Origin of the sequence: Algoriphagus lacus (assembly GCF_003583985.1) — a bacterium.
Lineage (GTDB): Bacteria > Bacteroidota > Bacteroidia > Cytophagales > Cyclobacteriaceae > Algoriphagus > Algoriphagus lacus.
The window spans coordinates 78,388-99,158 of the sequence record NZ_QXML01000013.1; the positions used below are offsets into that span (position 1 = coordinate 78,388).

The 20,771-nt window shown below is 45.9% G+C and carries 15 protein-coding genes; 7 read left to right on the top strand and 8 right to left on the bottom strand.

Annotation, left to right across the window (positions count from 1 at the left end; all coding sequences use genetic code 11):
• Window positions 1–70: 70 nt before the first annotated feature.
• From D0X99_RS18810 to D0X99_RS18825, 4 genes are all read right to left on the bottom strand, one after another.
• Window positions 71–763, bottom strand: coding sequence for an ABC transporter ATP-binding protein (locus tag D0X99_RS18810; RefSeq protein ID WP_119479413.1), 693 nt, complete (start codon window positions 761–763; stop codon window positions 71–73).
• Window positions 760–2,016 carry an ABC transporter permease gene (locus tag D0X99_RS18815; protein ID WP_119479414.1) on the bottom strand — a complete coding sequence of 419 codons (1,257 nt, stop codon included), beginning with the start codon at window positions 2,014–2,016 and terminating at the stop codon, window positions 760–762. Before D0X99_RS18815 ends, D0X99_RS18810 begins: the two co-directional genes overlap by 4 nt.
• Window positions 2,013–3,128 (bottom strand): efflux RND transporter periplasmic adaptor subunit, encoded by a 1,116-nt coding sequence (locus D0X99_RS18820; RefSeq protein WP_119479415.1) that lies wholly within the window; start codon window positions 3,126–3,128, stop codon window positions 2,013–2,015. Before D0X99_RS18820 ends, D0X99_RS18815 begins: the two co-directional genes overlap by 4 nt.
• A 100-nt stretch (window positions 3,129–3,228) precedes the next feature.
• Complete coding sequence (locus tag D0X99_RS18825) at window positions 3,229–4,464, bottom strand: serine hydrolase domain-containing protein (protein ID WP_119479416.1); 1,236 nt, start codon at window positions 4,462–4,464, stop codon at window positions 3,229–3,231.
• Window positions 4,465–4,544: 80 nt separating this feature from the next.
• Here D0X99_RS18825 and D0X99_RS18830 point away from each other — a divergent pair, with 80 nt between their 5' ends.
• Entirely contained in the window at window positions 4,545–5,381 is an 837-nt protein-coding gene (locus D0X99_RS18830; RefSeq protein ID WP_119479417.1) for an alpha/beta hydrolase, read from the top strand.
• A gap of 72 nt (window positions 5,382–5,453) precedes the next feature.
• Here D0X99_RS18830 and D0X99_RS18835 read toward each other — a convergent pair whose 3' ends face one another.
• From D0X99_RS18835 to D0X99_RS18845, 3 genes are all read right to left on the bottom strand, one after another.
• Window positions 5,454–5,942, bottom strand: coding sequence for a VOC family protein (locus D0X99_RS18835; RefSeq protein ID WP_119479418.1), 489 nt, complete (start codon window positions 5,940–5,942; stop codon window positions 5,454–5,456).
• 89 nt (window positions 5,943–6,031) lie between these two features.
• Window positions 6,032–8,146: a beta-L-arabinofuranosidase domain-containing protein gene (locus D0X99_RS18840; protein ID WP_119479450.1), complete on the bottom strand. Its 2,115-nt coding sequence runs from the start codon at window positions 8,144–8,146 to the stop codon at window positions 6,032–6,034.
• A 138-nt stretch (window positions 8,147–8,284) separates the two neighbouring features.
• On the bottom strand, window positions 8,285–10,444 hold the full coding sequence (locus D0X99_RS18845; RefSeq protein ID WP_119479419.1) for an alpha-glucuronidase family glycosyl hydrolase: 2,160 nt from the start codon (window positions 10,442–10,444) through the stop codon (window positions 8,285–8,287).
• A 174-nt stretch (window positions 10,445–10,618) separates the two neighbouring features.
• On the opposite strand from D0X99_RS18845, the gene D0X99_RS18850 reads away from it, so the two are divergent.
• Entirely contained in the window at window positions 10,619–13,837 is a 3,219-nt protein-coding gene (locus tag D0X99_RS18850; protein ID WP_119479420.1) for a UvrD-helicase domain-containing protein, read from the top strand.
• Window positions 13,830–16,688, top strand: coding sequence for a PD-(D/E)XK nuclease family protein (locus D0X99_RS18855; protein ID WP_119479421.1), 2,859 nt, complete (start codon window positions 13,830–13,832; stop codon window positions 16,686–16,688). Before D0X99_RS18850 ends, D0X99_RS18855 begins: the two co-directional genes overlap by 8 nt.
• Window positions 16,689–16,760: 72 nt before the next feature.
• On the opposite strand, the gene D0X99_RS18860 is transcribed toward D0X99_RS18855, so the two are convergent.
• Complete coding sequence (locus D0X99_RS18860) at window positions 16,761–17,216, bottom strand: YciI family protein (RefSeq protein WP_119479422.1); 456 nt, start codon at window positions 17,214–17,216, stop codon at window positions 16,761–16,763.
• Between the two features lie 500 nt (window positions 17,217–17,716).
• Here D0X99_RS18860 and D0X99_RS18865 point away from each other — a divergent pair, with 500 nt between their 5' ends.
• The 4 genes from D0X99_RS18865 to D0X99_RS18880 are packed head-to-tail and all read left to right on the top strand — an operon-like array spanning window position 17,717 to window position 20,681.
• Entirely contained in the window at window positions 17,717–18,088 is a 372-nt protein-coding gene (locus D0X99_RS18865; protein WP_119479423.1) for a response regulator, read from the top strand.
• A 56-nt stretch (window positions 18,089–18,144) separates the two neighbouring features.
• A complete protein-coding gene (locus D0X99_RS18870) occupies window positions 18,145–18,942 on the top strand; it encodes an MlaE family ABC transporter permease (RefSeq protein WP_119479424.1) in 798 nt (265 codons plus the stop codon).
• Between the two features lie 3 nt (window positions 18,943–18,945).
• On the top strand, window positions 18,946–19,704 hold the full coding sequence (locus D0X99_RS18875) for an ABC transporter ATP-binding protein (protein WP_119479425.1): 759 nt from the start codon (window positions 18,946–18,948) through the stop codon (window positions 19,702–19,704).
• Entirely contained in the window at window positions 19,701–20,681 is a 981-nt protein-coding gene (locus D0X99_RS18880) for an MlaD family protein (protein WP_119479426.1), read from the top strand. The genes D0X99_RS18875 and D0X99_RS18880 overlap by 4 nt, the downstream gene beginning before the upstream one ends.
• Window positions 20,682–20,771: the final 90 nt, after the last annotated feature.

Sequence of the window (20,771 nt, forward strand, 5' to 3'; positions counted from 1 at the left end):
TCTCATTTATTACAATTGTATTACTTGAAGACTGCTTCGTTCGTGCCTCACTCGCAGTGACGTTTACACCCTATTCAAAACTGATCACCCTACCATCCTCCATCTCGATCGTCCGATCTGTGCCGGCAGCGAACTCTGGATCGTGAGTCACGATCAACATGGTCTGCCCAAAGTCCTTGGCCAGTTCCTTGAATTTGTTGTATACGATATCGGAGTTTTTCTTGTCCAGATTACCCGTGGGTTCGTCCCCCATGATCAGCAATGGGTCATTAATTAAGGCTCTTGCGATGGCTACCCGCTGTTTTTGTCCACCGGAAAGCTGGTTGGCCTTTTTAAGTGCATGATCCTGCATGTCAAAAATCTTCAGCTTTTCCATCGCCCGATGTTCTACTTCTTCCCTTGATAAGGTTCCGAGTTTTAGTCCTGGGATCATGACATTCTCCAAGGTCGAAAACTCATGCAGGAGGTAGTGAAACTGGAAAACAAACCCGATTTTTTCATTTCTGAGTTTGGAAAGGTAATTGGAAGATTTTCCGGTGATCAGTTCCCCGTCCATGAAAAGTTCCCCTTTGTAATCGGTGTCCATAGTGGAAAGGATGTAAAGCAAGGTGGATTTTCCGCAGCCCGATTTTCCCACAACCGACACAAATTCCCCCCTCTTGATCTGAAAACTCACCTTTTTGAGAACCTGGGTTTCAGTCGGGTTGTAGAAAAACTTGTCAATGTTTTTCGCTTCGAGAACGATGGGAGCGTGGTTTTTCATTTTCCCCGGATGATTTCTACTGGATCCACGATACTTGCTTTTCTGGCAGGGAAAAATCCCGCGAAATAGGTCGTAATCAAACTGAATGTGCCTCCGATGATGTAGTATTTGGGATTATAGTCTACCGGAAAAGTCTTGATCGTAGGCAGCGCCTGAGTTTCAAAAGGTATCTGATCGATCGTTAGTCCAGCCAAATATCCAAAAATCAACCCTAAAACTCCTCCGATAAGTCCGATCGTCAAGGCTATGGTAATGAATATCCGGTTGACATCCTGACTGCTGAAACCGATGGCTTTGAGGATGGCGATGGTGTCGAGTTTTTCGAAAATCATCATGTTCAGTATATTATAAATCCCGAATCCAGAAACTACCAAGAGGGTGATTCCCACAGCATAACTGATCAGTGAGCGGATACTTGAACCGGTTTCAAACTGGGCGTTGACGGTCTGAATGTCGTCTGCATCGATTTTGTAGATTCCCTCAAGTTCCCGTGCCATGGGAGGAGCGAGGTTAAAGTCATGGAGTTTGACTTGGATGTCGGTAATGTAGGAGGGAGGTTCACCCAACATTTTTTGCACGGTAGTGATGGAGGCGTAGCTGTTTACATTATCAAAATCCCCCAAACCACTTTGGAAATATCCAACCACTTTGAGCTGAACCCTGTTGCCTTGAGCTGTGGTGACTTGGACCACATCTCCGATATTGGCCATCATACGGTCGGCGGCGCCTTTGCCCAAAATGATGGTATTGGTTTGGTTTACATCGGCATAATTGCCCACCGTCACATAGTCGGTGAATGCGAAAAGTTCCGCTTCCTTCTCTACATCGATCCCGTTGACCACACCAGTAAGGTCGATTGTTCCTACATTGAAAAATACCTGACAGGAGATTTTGGCACTTACTCCCAATACCCTGGGATCGGCCTCCAAATCTTCCACGATCGAAGCGCTGTTGTAGATCGCCAAACGGCTGGTGCTGGGTTTGATCGATCGGATGATATTGAGTGATTGTGCAAACTCCGGACTTTGATCGATGGCTTGGTTTGGGTTGGGCTTAATTTCGTTGTAAAAGCGGATGTGTGGGGTTCGGTTTAGGATCAATCCGTCCAGCAAGGTGTTGAGCCCGTTCATGAAACCCAACAATGCCACAAACATGGTGATGCTGAACATGACTCCTATGGCTGCAATCAGCGTTTGCTTTTTCCTTGCCAGCATCAGTGCTTTTGCAATTTCAAAAATCAGCTGCCAGGTCATTGGATGGGATTTTTCAAGGCAGTTTTTTCAGTGATCCCTTCAAGGATTTCGGCAAACTGGTAGGTTTTGATTCCCACTTTTACCTGCACGGTATCCCCGTTTTCAAGGATAACACGATCATCCTGGATCAGGTAATTTCTGGGTATGACCAAAGTTTCCTCTTTGACTTGGGTCAGGATATTGGCTTCCAAAGTCAGGTTTGGAAAAAGCTTGGGAGGAGCCTTGGTAAAAATGGCCTCGACCGTAAAGCTTTTGCTTTTGGAGTCCATGATCGGATAGATGCGGCTGATTTTTGCTTCAAAAACCTGCTCCTTGAAACTGTCCATGTTGACCATCACCCGTTGGTCGACTTCCACTTTGGAAATGTCGTATTCGTCTACCTGGAGTTCGAGGAGAAATTCCCCTGCGCTTCCGATGATGGCTAGGGGAGTTTGTGGACTGACCATTTCCCCTTTTTCCTTCAGAATGGAGTAAACCACCCCGTCGATTTTACTTTTCAAAATGTATTCCCCAACCAGCACGTCACTGATGGCGAGATTTTTTGAAGCGCTTTTGGAGTTGAATTCCACTTCCCGTTTTAAATCCCCATACCGGAGCAAAGCCGATTCGTAAGCAGTTTTTGAATTTTGAAAATTAAGTTCCCGCTGCTCCAACTCGACAGCGGTACCGATTCCCTGTGCCCATAATCTCCTTTGGCGAACAAGAAGGAGGGAGTCGTTTTGTTTTTTGCTTTTAGCCAGACTGATGGCCAGCTCAAGATCCCGAATTCTACTTTGGTTGGCACTCTGATCAGCATAAGATTGGGAAAGTTGGGCACTTTCCCTTCCCAGTTTTTCCCGGTCACTGAAGACCTGCAGAATCGGAGTTCCCACCTTGACTGTATCGCCTTCATCAACCAGAATCTCCTGAATGGGTCCGCTGGCAAAGGTAAAGGCCTCGTACTGATCCTTTGCTTTGACCAATCCTGATGCATAGACCGATTCGGTCAGGGATTTTCTCTCAGGATAGGTGACTTCTTCTTCTGTTTTTCCACAGGAAAAAATCAGGAAAGCTGCAAGAAAAAGAGTCGGAACGGGACCAATTCTGCTGAAAAGTTGGCTTGTTTTACTCATGTTTTTTTTAGCCTAATGGAAAGTAAAGTAAGCACATCCTTTTCCTCAAAACACTGAGAAAAGTCATTGCTGAGGGCATTTTTTATATGATCTTCAGCGATTACTCTATGGCCTGATAGACCAGTTGCCGGAATTTGTTTTCGTAGTAAGAACTGAATGGATTAACCTGGGTCATGAATGTGGCAACCATTTCTTCCTTGGGGTCAATGAAGAAGTAGGTGCAAAAGGCCCCACTCCAGTAAAATGTCCCTTCGGAGCCCAAGGCCTTGGTATCGGCCAGATCATCCACTACTGCAAAACCCAACCCGAATCCTTTGCCCGGATCCTGGAAAAGATCTCCGCTCTGATTGAGTGCCATGATTTCGACGGTTTTGGGACTGAGGTAGCGCTTTCCGTTCCATTCACCTCCATTGAGCATCATGCGTGCAAAGAGGGAATAGTCTTGAGAGGTGGAAAACAGCCCGTGCGTTCCTCCAAAAACGGTATTGCCGGAAGTGGGTGTTTGTCTTTGCGATTTCACCAAAACACCGGCTTCATTAAAACTGTGAAGTTGTGTCATCCGTGATTTTTGGGCATCGGTAAGGTTGTATCCGGTGTCTTTCATCCCGAGTGGATCGAACAGGCGGGTTTTCAAAAATTCGGCAGGACTCATTCCGGTAATTACTTCAATCATCCGTGCCAGGATATCCGGAGAAGCGGAGTAGTTCCACTTTTCTCCCGGATGGCTGGCCAAAGGTTGGGAGGCAAGGGCTTTGACGCGTTCCTCGATTGTCTTTGGACCTGATAGGTAGATCGCTTTTGCAACCTCCTCGTCCAGTTTTGTTCCGCCGATTCCGTGGACAAAGCCTGCCGTATGGCTCAAAACCTGGGCTATGGTAATCTGGGATTTGGCTGGTTCGGTACCACTTGGTGATCCGATCAAAGGATCCTTGACCACCTTCATTTCCTTAAATTCCGGAAGGAATTTGGATATCGGATCGGTCAAAAAGAAATGTCCTTCTTCATACAGCATCATGAAGGCCGTGCTGATGATCGGCTTGGTCATGGATTGGATGAAGAAAATCTGATCCGTCCGCATGGGAGTTTTCGCAGCAAGGTCGCTGTATCCCAAGGCAGATTCGTGGACTTTTTCGCCTTTTCGATAAATAAGCGTTACCACACCGGGAAGCCGACCTTCCTTGATTTCTTTTTGAAAATAGGCGTCGTATCGGGCGAGGCGTTCGGAAGATATTTCAACATTTTTGGTCGACGGACTGATTGCCATCTGGGAAAAGGCAGGAGCCGAAAACAGAACCAAAACCAATAGAAGCAACAAGGAGGGTTTATGAAAGTGCATTGATAGAAGGAAAGTACCTCTTCCAAGTTAATCGAAATCCTATCCTTTTTGCTAATTTGAACCTGACTAAATTCTGATCCATGCAACACTTTGAAACTTCCTATACTACCCATGACGGACTGAAACTTTACCTGCAGGCTTGGCTTCCCGAAACTCCAAAATCAAGTTTGTTGCTTGTTCACGGTCTGGGGGAGCACAGTGGGAGATATGGGGCGATAGTTTCCAAGCTGAATGACTTAGGTGTGGCAGTTTTTACCTTCGACGGGAGAGGACATGGGAAATCGGCCCCAGGAAAGCCAACGGCTTATTTCGATTCTTTTCAAGATTACCTCCAGGACATCGATGTGCTTTTTGGCAAGGCGAAAAAATACTTGCCTGGACTTCCTGCCTTTCTCTATGGTCACAGCATGGGTGGTGGGCTCGTGGCGGCTTACGTTTTGAACTATAAACCTGAAGCAACCGGAGTTATTTTGAGTTCGCCTGCGATCAAGGAAGCAGAGGGTACTTCTCCGATTTTGATCGCAGCGTCCGGTTTGGTCAACCGTTTTCTCCCAAAACTGAAAGTCCTGAAGTTGGATATTGAAGGAATTTCCCGGATTCCCGAAGAGGTGGAGAAATACAAGAACGATCCCCTGATCTATCAGGAAAACATTCCAGCCCGAACAGGTTATGAACTGTATCAGATGATGCAGTATATCCAGAATGAGGCGGCAAGTTTTGAACTTCCTTTGCTCCTGATTCATGGGGATGCCGACCGACTGACCAATCCCAAAGGGTCTGAACTGTTTTTCGGAAAAGCCAAATCAGAAGATAAATCCCTCCGGCTTTTTCCTGGAGGCTATCACGAACTGATCAATGACTCCGACAGGGAGGTAGTGATGGACTTGATCGCCGATTGGGTGGGGAAGCGGATTTAGTTTTTTAACACGGAGGGCTCAGGGATTAAAGGGTAGGGCACAAAGGAATAATACTTAGCCACAAATTGGTTTTTAACCAATCTCTGCCAGCAAGCCCTGCACATCCAATTGGCGGGTGTACATGTCAATTCCTCCTGTTCCATTTTGTGGCCATTTTACTCTTGGCCGGTCCCAATACAATTCCACTCCGTTTTCATCCGGGTCATCCAGATAAATCGCCTCTGAAACCCCGTGATCCGCAGCTCCAGTCAAAGGGTATTTGGCATCGATGAGCCGTTTAAAAATTACAGCCAAATCTTTTCGGGTCGGGAAAAGGATTGCTGTATGAAAAAGCCCGGCGGTGTTTTTGGGTTCCGGCTTTCCCCCTTTGCTTTGCCAGGTATTCAGTCCGATATGGTGGTGATAACCGCCTGCGGAAATGAAGGCAGCGTCTTTTCCATACATCATGACCAACTCAAACCCCAGCAAACCACAGTAGAAATCGAGGGATTTTTGGAGGTCTGTGACTTTCAGATGGACATGGCCAATGCGTGTGGCACCGGGGATGGTATAGGCTTCCATTGGTAGAAAAGGGAATGGGTTAAAAAGAAAGCTAAAATTGACTTTCCATTTAACCCATTCTTTCCAAAGAAAAATTCCCTTTGCTGAAATTATTCAATGCCTACTACCGGGAATTCCGTGATCCGAAGTGTCGTACAACCATAAGGAATCATGGTAATTGCTTTTTGACGCTTGGTCAATTCGGATGCTGCTAGTTTTGAAGGCAGGTTTTCAGGCAATTGAGGAGCGCTTTTCACCAGTTTCCATTCAGGCAGTTGCACTCCTTGCAGCCGAAGTTCGATCGGCGCATTTTCCAGATTCCAAGGGTAGGAACCGTCCCATTCATTTTCTACCAATTCAATTGAGTTAGCCAAGTCGGAAAGGGTAGTAGAGGCCAACCCAAAATTCCACTCGGAAGTAGGATAGACTTCGGTAAATGGTTTGAATCGGTCGCTTCGGTCTTTGGTTTTTTCCTCACCTTGGATCTTCAAACTGTAAACTAACGGTCCACGCTCAATGCTGACCATGGATTTGTACCAAGTGGAGGTTTTCAATTCCATTGGTAATGTCAGGGTGATTTGGTCCCCGCTTTTCCAAGTTCGATTAATTATGGCCACTTGGTTTTGGATGCTTGCCTGAGCCGTTTCCCCGTTGATTTTAATTTCAGCCTGTTTTACCCAAGCCGGGATTCTAAGGTGGAAAGGAAAGACCGCGTCCTCGGAAAGCTCCAAATCAAATTGCACGGTCTCACGGAATGGGAATCCGGTGGTTTCTTTGATCTTCAATTTTGCCCCTTGGCCCACGGTCAACTCAACCGAACTTGGAGCATAAAGCAATGCCGCAACTCCTCCGTCGGGTGTGGCATAAAACAGGTTTTGGACAAATTTAGGCCAGCTTTGGTGCATGTTTGTGGTGCAGCAGGGAAAGCCGGAAAGCAGTCCGTAGACAAAGTCGGTGCCCCCGTGATTTTCAGTTTCGTAGGAAGTTTCCAGTTTATCGCTCAGTTCCACCTGATTGGCAGCCTGAAAGTACTGTCGGCTGGTATAATCATCCGAAGCCTGAGTAGGTAAGGCATTGTAGGTGATTTTTTCCAGCAGATCCGCAAATTCCATATCCCCCGTGATCTTGAGGATCGTCTCCAAAGAATACATTTCCTCGGCTATCGAGCAGAGTTCGATTCCCTGAACCGGGTTGTTGCCGTGAAGGGGTTCGTCTCCTCCGTACATCCCTTGGGGTTGTCCATGATAGGTTTGGAGATCAGCCAAGGCCTTTTTCACTGCGGCGATAGCATCGGTTTTCCCGCTTTTCTGGAAATAGACGATGGGTTGTTTTAGGCCTTGGGCCACATTTACGGTGTGGAGCCCTGGAACTTTGGACAGGGTGATTTTAGAAATTTCTGCAGAGTCAAAAGGATAGGATTTGATCTCATTGTAGAAATGGATGTTTTCGTATTGTAGCTCATTTTCCGGATTGGTGTAGATGGTCTGCCAAGGGAAAGTCTGCCGTTGGATCAATTCGCCTAGTTCCAGCAGTTTTTCATCTCCGGTGATGTTGTAAAGCCAATACACCACCAGAAGATTATCTCCTGCACGCCTATTCGCCCAAAAGGACATAAAGTCCAGCGGTCGGTTGGGGAGCTCTTTCAATTGAAAATGAAAATACTTGGTCAGTGCGGTAATTACCCGCTCATCCTGAGTGGCCTGATAGTATTGCTGAAGCACTTTGAGCATGACCATTTTTGGCCACCAATCTTCGCGTCTGCCTCGCTGCAAACCCGGTTCGGGCTCGGGTTCTGTTTCAAATGGAATGGGCCCCAGGTATCCGCTTTCAGCCTGATTGTTCAGTGTCCATTCGATCCAAGGCTGCGCTTTTTGCTTTAGCTGTTCATCATCCAGAATGTAGGCAAGGGTTACGAGCCCATCGATCCAATAGGGGCCGCGCTCCCAGCCGTCTCCATCTCCACCCAGCCAACCGTTTCTCGGACCGACCACTTCGGGATAGACTTCATCCAAATGCCCGGTCAGTCCGCTTGCCATGCGCTTGAGTTGATCTTCCAGCCATCCTTCCGGCTTGATGCTTCCAATGGGAAGCTCTAAATATGGGGTCGAAACCAAAGGAGCACGGTTGGTAAGGTAATGGGCAACTGGTTTTGCCTCCTCACTTTTCTTGGTAGAACAGGAAAAAATAAGTCCTAACGCTCCGATTATCAGTGTTGTTTTCTTCATTAAATCAAGTCTTTGGATTTTCATAAGCGGTACTTAATCTAAGTAAATAACTATTGAAAAGGTGCTTGCCTAATCAATTCCAGAAGTTCTTACAATGCCTTTAAATCCGAAATCCGCATTCCAAAATCCCAAATCAACTTACCATCGCGGGCGGATTCCCGGTGCGGTAGGGAAGTCCAAGCTTTTGTAATACTCCAGATCTCCTTCAGGTTTTTCGATTTCGGCAGGGAAGGGGCGATTGGCAAATGTTTGGAAATACAACAGACATGCGTTTCTCCACCATTCTGCTTCCTGTACCTGTATTGCCAGCAGTTGCCGGACATGGTCAAATTGTTCTGAATCCAAATCCGCCTCCAGAGATTTCCAGTCGGCCTCCATTTTTCGGGCGGTTTTCACCCCCAAGTCATAGTGAAGGCCGATTCCTTCCCAAAGCGTTTTTCCTGACTTGAGTTTAAAATCCCAAGGAAGGTGATGAAACCAAAGCAGGTATTTTTCAGGAATCTGATTGGGATCAGACCAGGCTTTGGCGATTTCAGGCGCATATTGGGCTATGGCATTGCTTCCTGAACCGGTTCGGTCAAAGCCGATTCCCAAACTGTCTGCCAGATGGTAGTACAGCGAAGTCCAATCCGCTCTTCCTCCTTCCACCCAGGGTGCCGGTCCGTAATGGTGGCTTCTTCCCATGATGTGATGCAGTCCCAGCGGTGTCATGTAGTTAACAGCTGCCTCACGGGATTCCAGCATGATTTCCTTGATTTTGACCAAGGCTTCCGGTTTTTGACCAAAAGTCATTTTTATCCATTCTTCTGCAACCTCGGCCGAAGTCAGGTAGGGATCCCATGCCTGACGGCCAAAGGCAAACCAGTTGGCCTGTCCAAAGAGATGCCCGGTCCAGTTGCGGTCTGTGCCAATATTGGATACTCCGGCCATAAGCGTCAACTTTTGCCCGGAGTCAGTTCCGTCGATGATTCCTGCCACGGTAGAGTTTGGGGTGGGTCGGTAGGTTTGGCTTCGCAACACTTCCTCCCACATCGGGGCGAGGTATACCAGTTGAGTAGCTTGGCCTAAGTACTCCTGCGTGATCTGAAACTCCATGCCGAGGTTGGTATTTTTCACTGCTCCGAAAAGAGGATGAAAAGGTTCTCTCGGCATGAAATCAATCGCTCCGTTTTTCACCTGAATGATGACGTTATCCCGGAATTTTCCGTCCAGGGGTTCGAATTCCAAATTGGCTTGCTTATGTCTATCCTCATCGATTTCATGTGAATAGACAAAGGCTCTCCAAATCAGAATTCCTCCATGGGGTGCCAAGGCATCTGCGAGGACATTGGCTCCTTCCGCGTGATTCCGTTGGTATTCGTGCGGACCGGGTTGTCCTTCGGAGTTTGCCTTGACCAGGTAACCCCCAAAGTCCGGAATGAACGAATACATCTCATCGGTCTTCTTTTTCCAGAACTCGCTAACTGCCGGATCGAGGGGGTCAGCTGTCTTAAGTCCTCCGATTTCCATGGGAGCGGAGAAGCGGGCAGTGAGGAAAACTTTGATCCCGTAGGGTCTGAAAAGGTCTGCCAATACCTTGGCTTTTTTCATAAAATCCGTGGTCAGAATCCGGGCATTGGCGTTGACATTGGTGAGGGAAACGGCGTTGATTCCAAGGGAGGCATTGGCTCTGGCGTAGTCGATGTAGCGAGGATCGATGTAGCCAGGCAGCTTGTGCCAATCCCAAATGGAGAAGCCAGCATAGCCTCTTTCAACAGTCCGATCCAAGTTGTCCCAATGGTTAAGCATGCGGAGTTTAACTTTTGGACTGTCAGACTTTTCTGTTTTAGGATTGAAAGTTTCAGTTTGAATACTTTTCAGCCAATCGAAGACTCCGTAAAGTACTCCGACAGGTCGGTTTCCAACAATGGCATAGTAAGTTTTTCCCTGAAAATCGATCGGTCCTCTCCAGTACCCATCCTCTCCGAGCTCTCGGATTTGGACCTGCTGGTCAAGTCCCAAAACCTGTGAAAGCTCCTCCCGGGTACCCATCCAAACCTGGGTTTTGGCGAGTCTTTCCATGGAAAAAACAGGAGCTTTTTCAATCATTTGCTGACTGGATATTTCAAGTTCCTTTCGGATTATTTCATAGGTTGGGCTTTGGCCAAAAAAGAAAACCCCGGAGAAAAGCCGGTCTACTTCCGTCTTTAAGTTTGCATTTTCAAGGGGTCGATAATCCAGCCAAAGCTCATAGCCATCCTTGGCGACTGCAGCAAAAAAGAGACAAAAACTGAACAGGAAAGTCAGCAGGCTTTTCATGGGTTTAGAAGTTTGGGATTTTAAGTTGACCAAAAATCGCCCTAATTCCAACCTGATTTCTTTCTGCCCAGAAGTACAATTTGCCGAACGGTTTTCTGATAATATTCGTCAACCTTACTTTTTCATTACAGGAAAAACAACCCACTTTCCTATCTTGGAGGCTCGACTTTTCCCATGGAAGACAAACCCTTTATCATCTACAAATCCTCCGCCGGCTCGGGCAAGACTTACACGCTGACCTTGGAATACCTCAAGCTCGCTCTTCGAAATCCGGCTGCTTTCCGGCAGATTTTGGCGGTGACTTTTACCAACAAAGCCACTCAGGAAATGAAGGAGCGAATCCTGAAGGAATTGAACCGCCTTCGAAATGCGGTGTCGGTTGGTGAGAAAATGGACGATGAGCTGATGAATGCCCTTCAAGTGGATGAGGCTGGATTGAAGCAAAGGGCAGCAGCCACGTTGACTGCGATTCTACATGATTATGGACACTTTGCAGTGAATACCATTGATAGTTTTTTCCAGAAAGTAGTTCGGGCTTTTGCCCGGGAAATGGATCTGAATGCCAAGTTTGAAGTGGAATTGGATCAGGAGGCCGTGCTCGATCGGGTTGTGATTCGGGTGGTGATGCTGGTGATGGAGGACGATTTTCTCCACAAATGGCTGGTGGATTATGCATCGGAGCAGATCCAAAACGGCAAATCCTGGGATATTCGGCGCAATATCCGCGAGTTGGGAAAGCAGATTTTTCAGGAGGACTTCAAGCGCTATTCGTCCGAAATCCGGGAGTTTCTGAAGGAAAAGGAAAACATCTCCAAACTCCAGGCTTTTGCCAAAACGCGTAGAGCGGAGTTGCTCAAGATCACCCGCGAACTCAAGGAGCAAGCAAATCAAATCCGAATCAACAATGGCTTGGAATGGACGGATTTCAGCGGAGCGTCCACATCTTTCGCCAAAAAATTCGATCAGTTGGGTGATCGTAAAAATCCGGTTCCAGAGCTTAGCCCCACTCAAATCGACAAAATCGATAACCCGGAAAAGTGGTTTACCAAGAAAAGTCCTCAGACTTCCCGAATCGAAGCGGCGTACAGCGAAGGCCTGAATGCTATTTTAAAGCAGTTTGAGCCACTTCTTTACCAATGGAAAACCCTTGAAGCGATTTCCAAAAACATCTATGTGTTTGGGATTTTCCGGAATCTTCTGGATGAACTCTCACTCATCAAGGACGAGGAAAGCATTTTGCTGATTTCGGATGCGAATGAGTTCTTGAAAGAAATCACCAAGGAAAATGACGCTCCATTCATTTATGAAAAAGTCGGAAACCAATACAAAAACTTCCTGATTGACGAGTTTCAGGATACTTCCGGTTTTCAATGGGCAAGTTTCAAACCGCTTCTTGAAAACTCACTTTCGCAGGGAAACACCAATCTGCTGGTCGGAGATGTGAAACAATCGATCTATCGCTGGAGAGGTGGGGAAATGAAACTTCTGCTGGAACAGGTGGAGGAAGAAACCGCGGTATTTGGAATTGATCTCAAAAATCTGGAGACCAATTTTCGAAGTCTTCCCAACATAATTGAGTTTAACAATGCCCTTTTCAAGAAGCTCCCGGCATCCTTTGAATCAAGTTTAACTGAAGCCTATGGGGTAGAAGATCCTTCTATTCTTTCCCGTGCTTACCACGACGTCACTCAGGAAATTTCTTCCAAAAAGTCAAAATCAACCTTTAAGGGAAAGGTGAAACTTGAATTTTTGGCTCCCATCAAAGAGGATGAGGAAGGAAATTTCAATGCCCAGGTAGCCGCCAAGCTTCCCCAAATGGTCCGCGAACTCCAGGATCATGGGTACAGTTTGCGGGATATCGCATTTTTGGTCCGAACCAAAGCCGAAGGCGAAGCCATTGCGGATGTGATGATGCAGGAAACTGCTAAAAATTCGGATCCGAATTACCGGTTCGATGTCCTTTCGGATGAATCGATGTATCTCAACAAATCTGCTTCGGTTAAGGCTTTGGTGGCGGGTTTGAGGTATTTGCAGTATCCGGATGATATGGTTCAGTTCAAGACGATGTGGTATTACCGCTCCGTTTTGCGGGATGAACCCGTTAATCATACGCTTTTTGCACTGGATAAAATCCCAGATCACCTGGTCGAAAAAGTGGATTCGTTCAGAAAACGTGAGACTCCTCTGCTCCAACTTCCGCTCATGGAAGCGTTGGAGGAATTGATCGGAGCCCTTGATCTGATGGAGAATGGCTTGGAAAAAGCCTACATCTCAGGTTTCAAGGAGGCAGTTTATGATTTCACCGCAAACAACCGGTCGGATCTGGCGGGTTTCCTTGAATGGTGGGAGGAGAATCAATCCAAGCGAACCGTGAAAATTCCCGAAGGACACGATGCGATGCGGATTCTGACGATTCACAAGTCGAAGGGCTTGCAGTTTAAAGTTGTGCTAATGCCGTTTTTGAAATGGACAATTTTTGATACTTCGAAAGGAAATGTCGTTTGGTCGCCTTTTAAGGATCGCGAGAAAAACCTTTCTGCTATCATTCCACTGACATTGGGAAGTAATCTTGCTCAGTCAGCTTTCCACCAAGTCTATTCTGAAGAAGCGATTTTAGCTTATCTGGACAGTTTGAATATGATTTATGTAGCGCTCACCAGAGCAGAGGACGTGTTTTGGGGTTTGGTGCCCTATAAAGAAAAAATCGGAACACAGAATATTCTGGAAGCTCACCTCCAGCAAATCCTCGAAAATGGAATCGAAGGGGAGAATGGGTTGAATTTGTCTGCTCATTTTAATTCCGAAACCAAGGTTTTTGAACTGGGTGATTGGCCGGATGAAAAGCCTGAAAAGTCGGAGCTGTTGCCTGTTCCAACCTTGAGATGGACTTATAAGAATTGGTCCGAATTGTTGGAAGTGAAAAAGTACGCGGTGGACTTTTCGCAGGAAGGTTTGGAGCAACGGAAGAAGCGGAACTTCGGTTTGCTCGTCCATGAAATCCTGGAAAATTCAGTCAATCTCGAGGCAGCCAAAACCAATTTGCAGGCTTTTTATTTCGAAGGAAGACTAAGCGAATCAGAAAAATTGGAAGTCGAAAATCAATTGAAGGCTTTGTTTTCTGACCCTGTTTTTTCCGATTGGTTTGAAGGAGAAGGGATTTTGCTGGCAGAGCAGGGAATTTTACTTCCCGGTGGAAAGCAAAAACGGCCCGACCGCATCATCCTTCGTCCAACCGAATCCATTATCGTGGATTTCAAGACAGGCGAGGAACTTGAAAAATATGGAAATCAGGTTCGGGAGTATATGACCTTGGTTCAAAAACTTACCCAGAAGCCCGTAAAAGGCTATTTATGTTATTTGGAAACCGGTAAAATCGAGACAGTCCATGCATAGTTTTTTAAGAAATACTGCCCGGGAAATACTGGAAAAACATCAGAATCTCCAGAATCTGTCCATCATCCTTCCCAACCGAAGGGCCGGACTATTCTTCACCCAGCATCTGGGAACGCTGATCACCGAACCCATGTGGATGCCGGAAGTGAAGACGATTGAGGATATTTTTTATCAGTATGCCGGACAGCGGCCTGCGGATGATTTGACCTTGATTTTCGAATTGTACCGTGTTTACTGCGATTTGCATCCTGCGCCGGAGGATTTTGACAAGTTTTTCTTTTGGGGAGAAATGATCCTCAAAGACTTCAATGACCTGGATCAGTTCCTGGCGGATGCAAAGAAATTATACCATCAGCTGGCTGAATTCAAGGAATTTGAGTCCGACCAGAGCTTTCTGACCGAGAGTCAGGTTGAGCTGATTCAGCAATTTTGGGCTTCGTTTGTTCGACAGGACCGGATGCATCAGGAGAAGTTTTTGAAATTTTGGGAACTCCTCAATCCACTTTATCAGGCGTTTCAGGCTTCGCTTAATGTGTCGGGGTTGGCCTATTCGGGCATGCTTTACCGGAAAGTGGCCGAGTCGCTCGATCAGATTCCAAAGCCCGAAAAGCATTCGATTTTCATCGGTTTCAATGCATTTACTGGTACCGAAGAAAAGCTCATCAAGCATTTCATTACCCAATTCGGAGCGGAAATCTACTGGGATTTGGATGCATATTACCTCAATGACAATAATCAGGAAGCCGGACTTTTCTTTAGGGAGTATCAAAAGGACAAGGTATTCGGAACTACTTTCCCGGAACAAATTCCGTCGCTGATACAAACCAAAAAGGCCCAAATCCATACCTACGCCACGCCTTTGAAAACCAATCAGGCAAATTTGGTCGGGACAATACTGGAAAAAGTCCCAATGGGAAACTGGGAGGAAACCGTAGTCATCCTACCCGACGAGCAGATGCTTTTTCCGGTGCTTCATGCCTTGCCGGATCAGGTGGACAAAGTGAACGTGACGATGGGCTATCCGGTGAAAAATGCTCCGGTGTACGCTTTCCTCGAAGCGGTGCTGGAAATGCAGCGCTTCATCAAGGTGGAAGACGGAAAGGTGCTGTTCTACCATCAACCTATCAAAAACCTGCTTTCCTCGATTTACCTTAAGACTGCCAATCCGGGCTTTTGTCAGGAATTGCTGGCTGAGATTCAGGAGAAAAACCAGATTCATATTTCGCAGGAAAGCCTGCATCAGGGAGGGAAGTTTTTTACTCTGATTTTCCAGAAACTGGAGAGTGAGCAGCTTTTTTCCTATCTCTCTACCCTGATCGAAGAATTGGCCGACAGGTTGAAGGATGAACCTTTGCAGCGCAGTTACCTCTATCAATGTTTCAAGCAGTTGACACGTTTGCGCGAGATTTTTGAGAAACAGGAATCGCTTACGGTCAACCGGGAGTTTTTCATCCGGCTTTTCCGGCAGGTTTTCAGGGAAGTGAAGTTGCCATTTGAAGGCGAACCGCTTCAGGGATTGCAGATTATGGGGGTACTCGAGTCGCGAAATCTTGACTTTCGCCGGGTCATTATTTGCAATATGAATGAGGCCAGTTTTCCGCCTTCTGCCGGGTTGAATTCCATGATCCCATTCAACATTCGCCGGGCATTTGGCTTGCCCGTTCAGGAGCAAAACGATGCGATTTATGCCTATACGTTTTACCGCTTGCTGCATAGCGCTGAGGAAGTTCATATGATCTACACGACTGCCTCCGATCAGGGAAAATCAGGTGAGAAAAGCCGCTATATCCAGCAAATGGAAGTGGAAATGGGGCTGGAAACGAAAGAGGAGGTCATTTTTGTGCCCATTGATCAAAAGTCACCAGGATCGATTTCCATCCAAAAAGAGCCGGAAGTGCTTCATCTTCTTGAAAAATATGTTGTTCGTCCTGACGAAACTTCCCAAACCGCCTTCTCTCCATCAGCTTTGAATATGTACCTGGATTGCAGGTTGAAGTTTTACCTGCAGTATATCGCCAACATCCAAGAAAAAGAGGAAGTAAGCGAGGAAATCGATGCGGGAGTTTTTGGAAATCTGGCTCACTTCAGCATGGAAAACCTCTACGCAGGTTTTATTGAAAGGAAAAAAAGGGCCGTGTTGGAACCTGGGGATTTCAAAGAGTTAAAGGAAAAATGGGTATTCCCTGCCATCGAAAAGGCCATTCGTACGCATTATCACTTGGAGGAATCTGCCGAAACCAAGTTGAATGGTCAGATGGCGATTGCCCGAGATGTCCTGCAGAAATACATCATCCGGGTCTTGGAAATCGACGAAGAATCCGCGCCGTTCCGATTGGTTTCTTTGGAAAAGGAGAAGCGATACGAAGCCAAATTGCCCATTGAAACTTCCACCGGGGTGAAGGAAATTGCACTTAGAGGAATCATTGACCGTGTCGATGAACTTAATGGCGTCATCCGCTTGATCGATTACAAGTCGGGAGGAGACAAGAAAGAATTTCCGGATATTCCATCGCTTTTTGACCGGGAAAGCAAAAGCCGGAACAAAGCTGCCATGCAGACCATGTTTTACGGATTGATCTATCAGGCTACGCATCCCCAAAATACTGCACCACTGAAACCGGCAATTTTCAACCTGAAAGAAATCTTCTCGGATGAGTTTAATCCTTATTTGCAGTTGAAAGAATCACGCACAAAGACGGAACTGACCGATTTCCGGGATCATCAGGAAGATTACACCGCTCAATTGAAAGGACTTTTGGAAGAAATGTACAATCCTGAAGTTCCATTTTCCCAGACAGAGGACCTGAAGAAATGTGAGTATTGTCCGTATAAGGAGATTTGCGGAAGATAGGTCAGTATTCAGTAGGCGGTAATCAGTAGGCAGACTGCCAACGGTACCTGAATACTGAACACTGGCTACTGCTCACTTAATACTGGATTTCGCAACCTTAGCGTGAATCTCATTTACCATCATCAAGCCTGCCGAACCATACCATTCCTTGAGATCCATCTTGAGGACTCCGGCGATGATTGCAGGATCGGTTTCCGTCAGGGCTTTGGCTTCCTCGAGGGATTGGACATTGAATACATAGATTCCTCTCAGGTCTTCATTTCCAAAGAAGGGACCAGCCAAAACCAGTTTTCCCATATCGGCCATTTTGCCGATGTTGGCCATGTGGCCGGCCTGAATTTCCTGACGCTGTTCGGGGGTGTACTCGCTGACCCGATCGCCACGGAGCAGGAAAGCCATGACATACTTTTTCATTCCAATATCGTCGGCGCCGAGTTTTTTGGCGAGGGCTTCATCGTAGGTGGATTGGGCAGATGCCATCAATATGATGGAGAGGAATAGGGTAAATGAGAGGATCAGTTTTTTCATAGGGCAGGGGATTATAGGGTAATGAAGTTAATCCAAAATGTCTTCAGTCAGGGAAAGTAACAATGTAATTTATTTTGGATGCTTCACCTTTTTGGGAGAGTCCCAGGGATCAATTTTCCATGACGGGGGAAAATGAAATCGGGATTGCCTTGAAAAAATTATCCCCTGAAAATCGTTTCAGTGAAGTTGAAATTAAGCAAGATGGTGAAAGCAGAATTTGAAATAAAGGTTAAAAAAGGAACTGTTTTAATCAAAACTATTAGTAGAGGTATTTAAATTTAACTGCCTGATTTAAAATTTTTTAAACTTGATTTCGATTGATCGAAATTTGGGTCGACAGAAAAAATTAGGCTAGTCTAAAAACCTCACTTTCACTTTTTACTCTTTTTATAAGGTTAGAAAAAATACCTTGTGTCTTTCAATCCGAATTTTAGAATTCCCTCGTTTATTTGAATATTGCCGACTAAAATAATCTCACTTTCTGATCTGATTTTTAATCCATGAGTGACTTTTCCATTCAACGAATTCTAGTCTTGGACGATGATAGAATCCAGCATTTGCTGCTTCAAAAGCGGTTCAATTTGATCTCAAAAGAAATTGAATTGGCTACCTTCGAACGAGCTGTTGAGGCATTGGAATTTCTGAAGAAGAATTCGGTGGATAAGGTTTTGACAGATCTGAATCTGGGTGTCATGGACGGTTGGGAATTTGTCGATGAACTGGAAAAGATCAACTTCACCGGGAGGTTGTTTTTTCTCACCGGCTCGATTGTACCTGAAGATCGTCGAAGGGCAGAAGAGGATCCACGAATTACAGGTTTTTTCGAAAAACCGATTTCTGAAGCAGACCTTATTCAAATCCTAAACGCCTAGCCTTTTTTCAAGTCCTTTGAAGAATTTTGCGTATTTTCGAGCTTCAGATAATTGTTATGGCTGGAGAAGCAATTGATAGAAAGCCCCTGCTTTCAAAGAAATTGGATAAGTTTTTTACCGGATTGGCAGATGCTTGGAGTTTTGTCAAGAGGTTCTTTCAGGAGGTATTTCTTCCCCCCTACGAGTTCAAAGAGGTAATTCATCAGTGTTATCGGATCGGGGTGGAATCACTTCCGCTGATTTCCCTGACAGGTTTTATTGTGGGAATTGTATTTACCAACCAATCCCGTCCCTCTCTTTCCGAGTTTGGTGCGGCGTCGTGGTTGCCTTCCTTGATTTCCATAGCCGTGGTTAGAGCCATGGGGCCTTTGGTCACGGCATTGATTGCTGCCGGTAAAGTTGGCTCCAGTATTGGAGCAGAGATCGGTTCGATGAAGGTAACTGAGCAAATCGACGCAATGGAGGTGTCTGCTACCAACCCGTTCAAATTTCTGGTCGTGACGCGAGTTCTGGCGACGACTTTTATGATTCCGCTGTTGGTGATGTACACAGACTTTGTGGCTTTGATGGGATCATTCCTGAGCGTCAACAAGAATGAATTGGTGAGTATGTCCACCTTCTTTGTTCAGGTTTTTGAGTCCATCACATTTTTGGATGTGACTTCTTCGATTTTCAAATCGATTTTGTTTGGATTTACGATAGGTATTGTAGGTTGCTACAAGGGGTACAATTCTTCCAAAGGAACTGAAGGTGTTGGCCGTGCGGCTAATGCCGCGGTGGTTATGGCCATGTTCTTGATCTTTATAGAGGAATTGCTTGTGTTGCAAATTGTTAACGCTATCAGGGGGATGTAAGCTATGGATCAAAGAGAAAGAGTAGTTGAGATTCGTGGTTTGGAAAAGTCCTTTGGAGATTTGGATGTGCTCCAAGGTGTCGATCTGGATTTGTATCGGGAAGAAAACCTTGTTGTTTTGGGTAAATCAGGATCAGGGAAATCCGTTTTGATCAAAATCATGGTTGGACTGCTTCGACAGGATGCAGGGAGTATGAAGGTTTTTGGGCAGGAAGTGGCAGCTTTGAACAAGAAAGAGCTGAACGCACTCCGTTTGAAAATCGGGTTTTCGTTTCAAAACTCAGCCCTTTACGACAGTATGACTGTAAGGGAAAATCTGGAATTTCCTTTAGTTCGAAATGTCAAGAATCTCACCCGTGGGGAAATTGATCGTCGGATAGAGGAACTTTTGGACGGGGTTGGATTGCCCCAATCGATTAATCAAATGCCATCTGAATTGTCAGGTGGTCAAAAGAAGCGGATTGGTGTAGCAAGGACTTTAATCCTCAATCCCGAAATTATGCTCTATGATGAGCCCACAGCAGGACTGGATCCGATCACCTGCGGTGATATCAATAACCTGATTTTGGAAGTAAGAGAGCGGTACAAAACCTCCTCCATTGTAATTACCCACGATCTGGCCTGTGCCAAGCAGACTGGAGACCGGATGGCCGTCCTACTCGACGGTCAGTTTAAAGCCATCGGAACCTTTGAGGAAGTTTTTCCCAAAGCGACTGATGAGCGAGTCAAATCATTCTACGATTATAATTTTATAAACTCATGAGAGGCGAAAATAAACGAACCGTCATAGTTGGCATCTTTGTCTTTTTGGGCATTGCAATCCTGGTAGCCGGGGTGTTGACGCTTGGTGGACAGCAAAAGAAATTTGTAAAGGCCATTCATCTTAAAGCCGTCTTCGATGACATCGGCGGTCTTCAGACTGGAAATAACATTTGGTTTTCCGGGGTAAAAATCGGAACCGTCCGCAAGATCAATTTTTACGGAGAATCCCAAGTCGAAGTAGAAATGAACGTGGAAAAATCAGTGGCTGATTTTATTCGAAAGGACTCCAAAGCTACAATTAGTTCTGACGGTCTGATTGGTAATAAAATCATTGTGATCTATGGAGGAAGTACGGAAGTGCCGGCAGTGGAAGACGGAGATCGACTGGAGGCTGTCATGCCTTTGGATACGGACAAGATGATGGAAACCCTTCAGGTCAACAATGAAAACCTGGTGGACATCACGGCAGATCTCAAAGTCCTTACCGGAAAAATTGCCAACGGAGAAGGAATCGTGGGAGCTGTGATGACTGATTCGACTTTGGCAGTAAACTTCAAATCCATTTTGGTCAATCTGGACCGGGCTTCAGCTAACTCCAATCGAATCATCAACGATTTGAATGCCTTTACTTCCAAACTGAATCAAAAAGGCTTTCTTTTTAATGATCTGGTGACAGATACTACCATAGTCAAAGACCTTCAGGCCAGTATGGAAAGTTTGAAGCAAACCGCTGAAAATTCCCAGCAGTTGACCAAAGAACTTCAAGCCATTACTGACAAGTTGAATTCCTCCGAAAACGCCATGGGAATGCTGCTGAATGACCCAGAATTTGCCGAGTATTTGAAGAACACTATGCAAAATGCAGATTCCGCAACCTACAATCTCAACAAAGGAATGGAGGCACTGGAATATACTTGGCCGTTTAATAAGGGCTTCAAGCGAAAAGCCAAGGCAGAGGAAAAAGCCGCTGGAAACTAAATCAAAAGCCGGTCAGAAATGATCGGCTTTTTTGTTACCTGAATTATCATTCGGATTTCTAAAGAATAGGGTTCGAACTTGAAAAGACCG

Bases quoted from the DNA above. Each gene is read 5' to 3' on its own strand.
- D0X99_RS18820 (WP_119479415.1), bottom strand. From the start codon at position 3,128: ATGAGTAAAACAAGCCAACTTTTCAGCAGAATTGGTCCCGTTCCGACT.
- D0X99_RS18830 (WP_119479417.1), top strand. From the start codon at position 4,545: ATGCAACACTTTGAAACTTCCTATACTACCCATGACGGACTGAAACTT.
- D0X99_RS18810 (WP_119479413.1), bottom strand. From the start codon at position 763: ATGAAAAACCACGCTCCCATCGTTCTCGAAGCGAAAAACATTGACAAG.
- D0X99_RS18860 (WP_119479422.1), bottom strand. From the start codon at position 17,216: ATGAAAAAACTGATCCTCTCATTTACCCTATTCCTCTCCATCATATTG.
- D0X99_RS18855 (WP_119479421.1), top strand. From the start codon at position 13,830: ATGCATAGTTTTTTAAGAAATACTGCCCGGGAAATACTGGAAAAACAT.
- D0X99_RS18840 (WP_119479450.1), bottom strand. From the start codon at position 8,146: ATGAAGAAAACAACACTGATAATCGGAGCGTTAGGACTTATTTTTTCC.
- D0X99_RS18835 (WP_119479418.1), bottom strand. From the start codon at position 5,942: ATGGAAGCCTATACCATCCCCGGTGCCACACGCATTGGCCATGTCCAT.
- D0X99_RS18870 (WP_119479424.1), top strand. From the start codon at position 18,145: ATGGCTGGAGAAGCAATTGATAGAAAGCCCCTGCTTTCAAAGAAATTG.
- D0X99_RS18815 (WP_119479414.1), bottom strand. From the start codon at position 2,016: ATGACCTGGCAGCTGATTTTTGAAATTGCAAAAGCACTGATGCTGGCA.
- D0X99_RS18825 (WP_119479416.1), bottom strand. From the start codon at position 4,464: ATGCACTTTCATAAACCCTCCTTGTTGCTTCTATTGGTTTTGGTTCTG.
- D0X99_RS18845 (WP_119479419.1), bottom strand. From the start codon at position 10,444: ATGAAAAGCCTGCTGACTTTCCTGTTCAGTTTTTGTCTCTTTTTTGCT.
- D0X99_RS18850 (WP_119479420.1), top strand. From the start codon at position 10,619: ATGGAAGACAAACCCTTTATCATCTACAAATCCTCCGCCGGCTCGGGC.
- D0X99_RS18875 (WP_119479425.1), top strand. From the start codon at position 18,946: ATGGATCAAAGAGAAAGAGTAGTTGAGATTCGTGGTTTGGAAAAGTCC.
- D0X99_RS18865 (WP_119479423.1), top strand. From the start codon at position 17,717: ATGAGTGACTTTTCCATTCAACGAATTCTAGTCTTGGACGATGATAGA.
- D0X99_RS18880 (WP_119479426.1), top strand. From the start codon at position 19,701: ATGAGAGGCGAAAATAAACGAACCGTCATAGTTGGCATCTTTGTCTTT.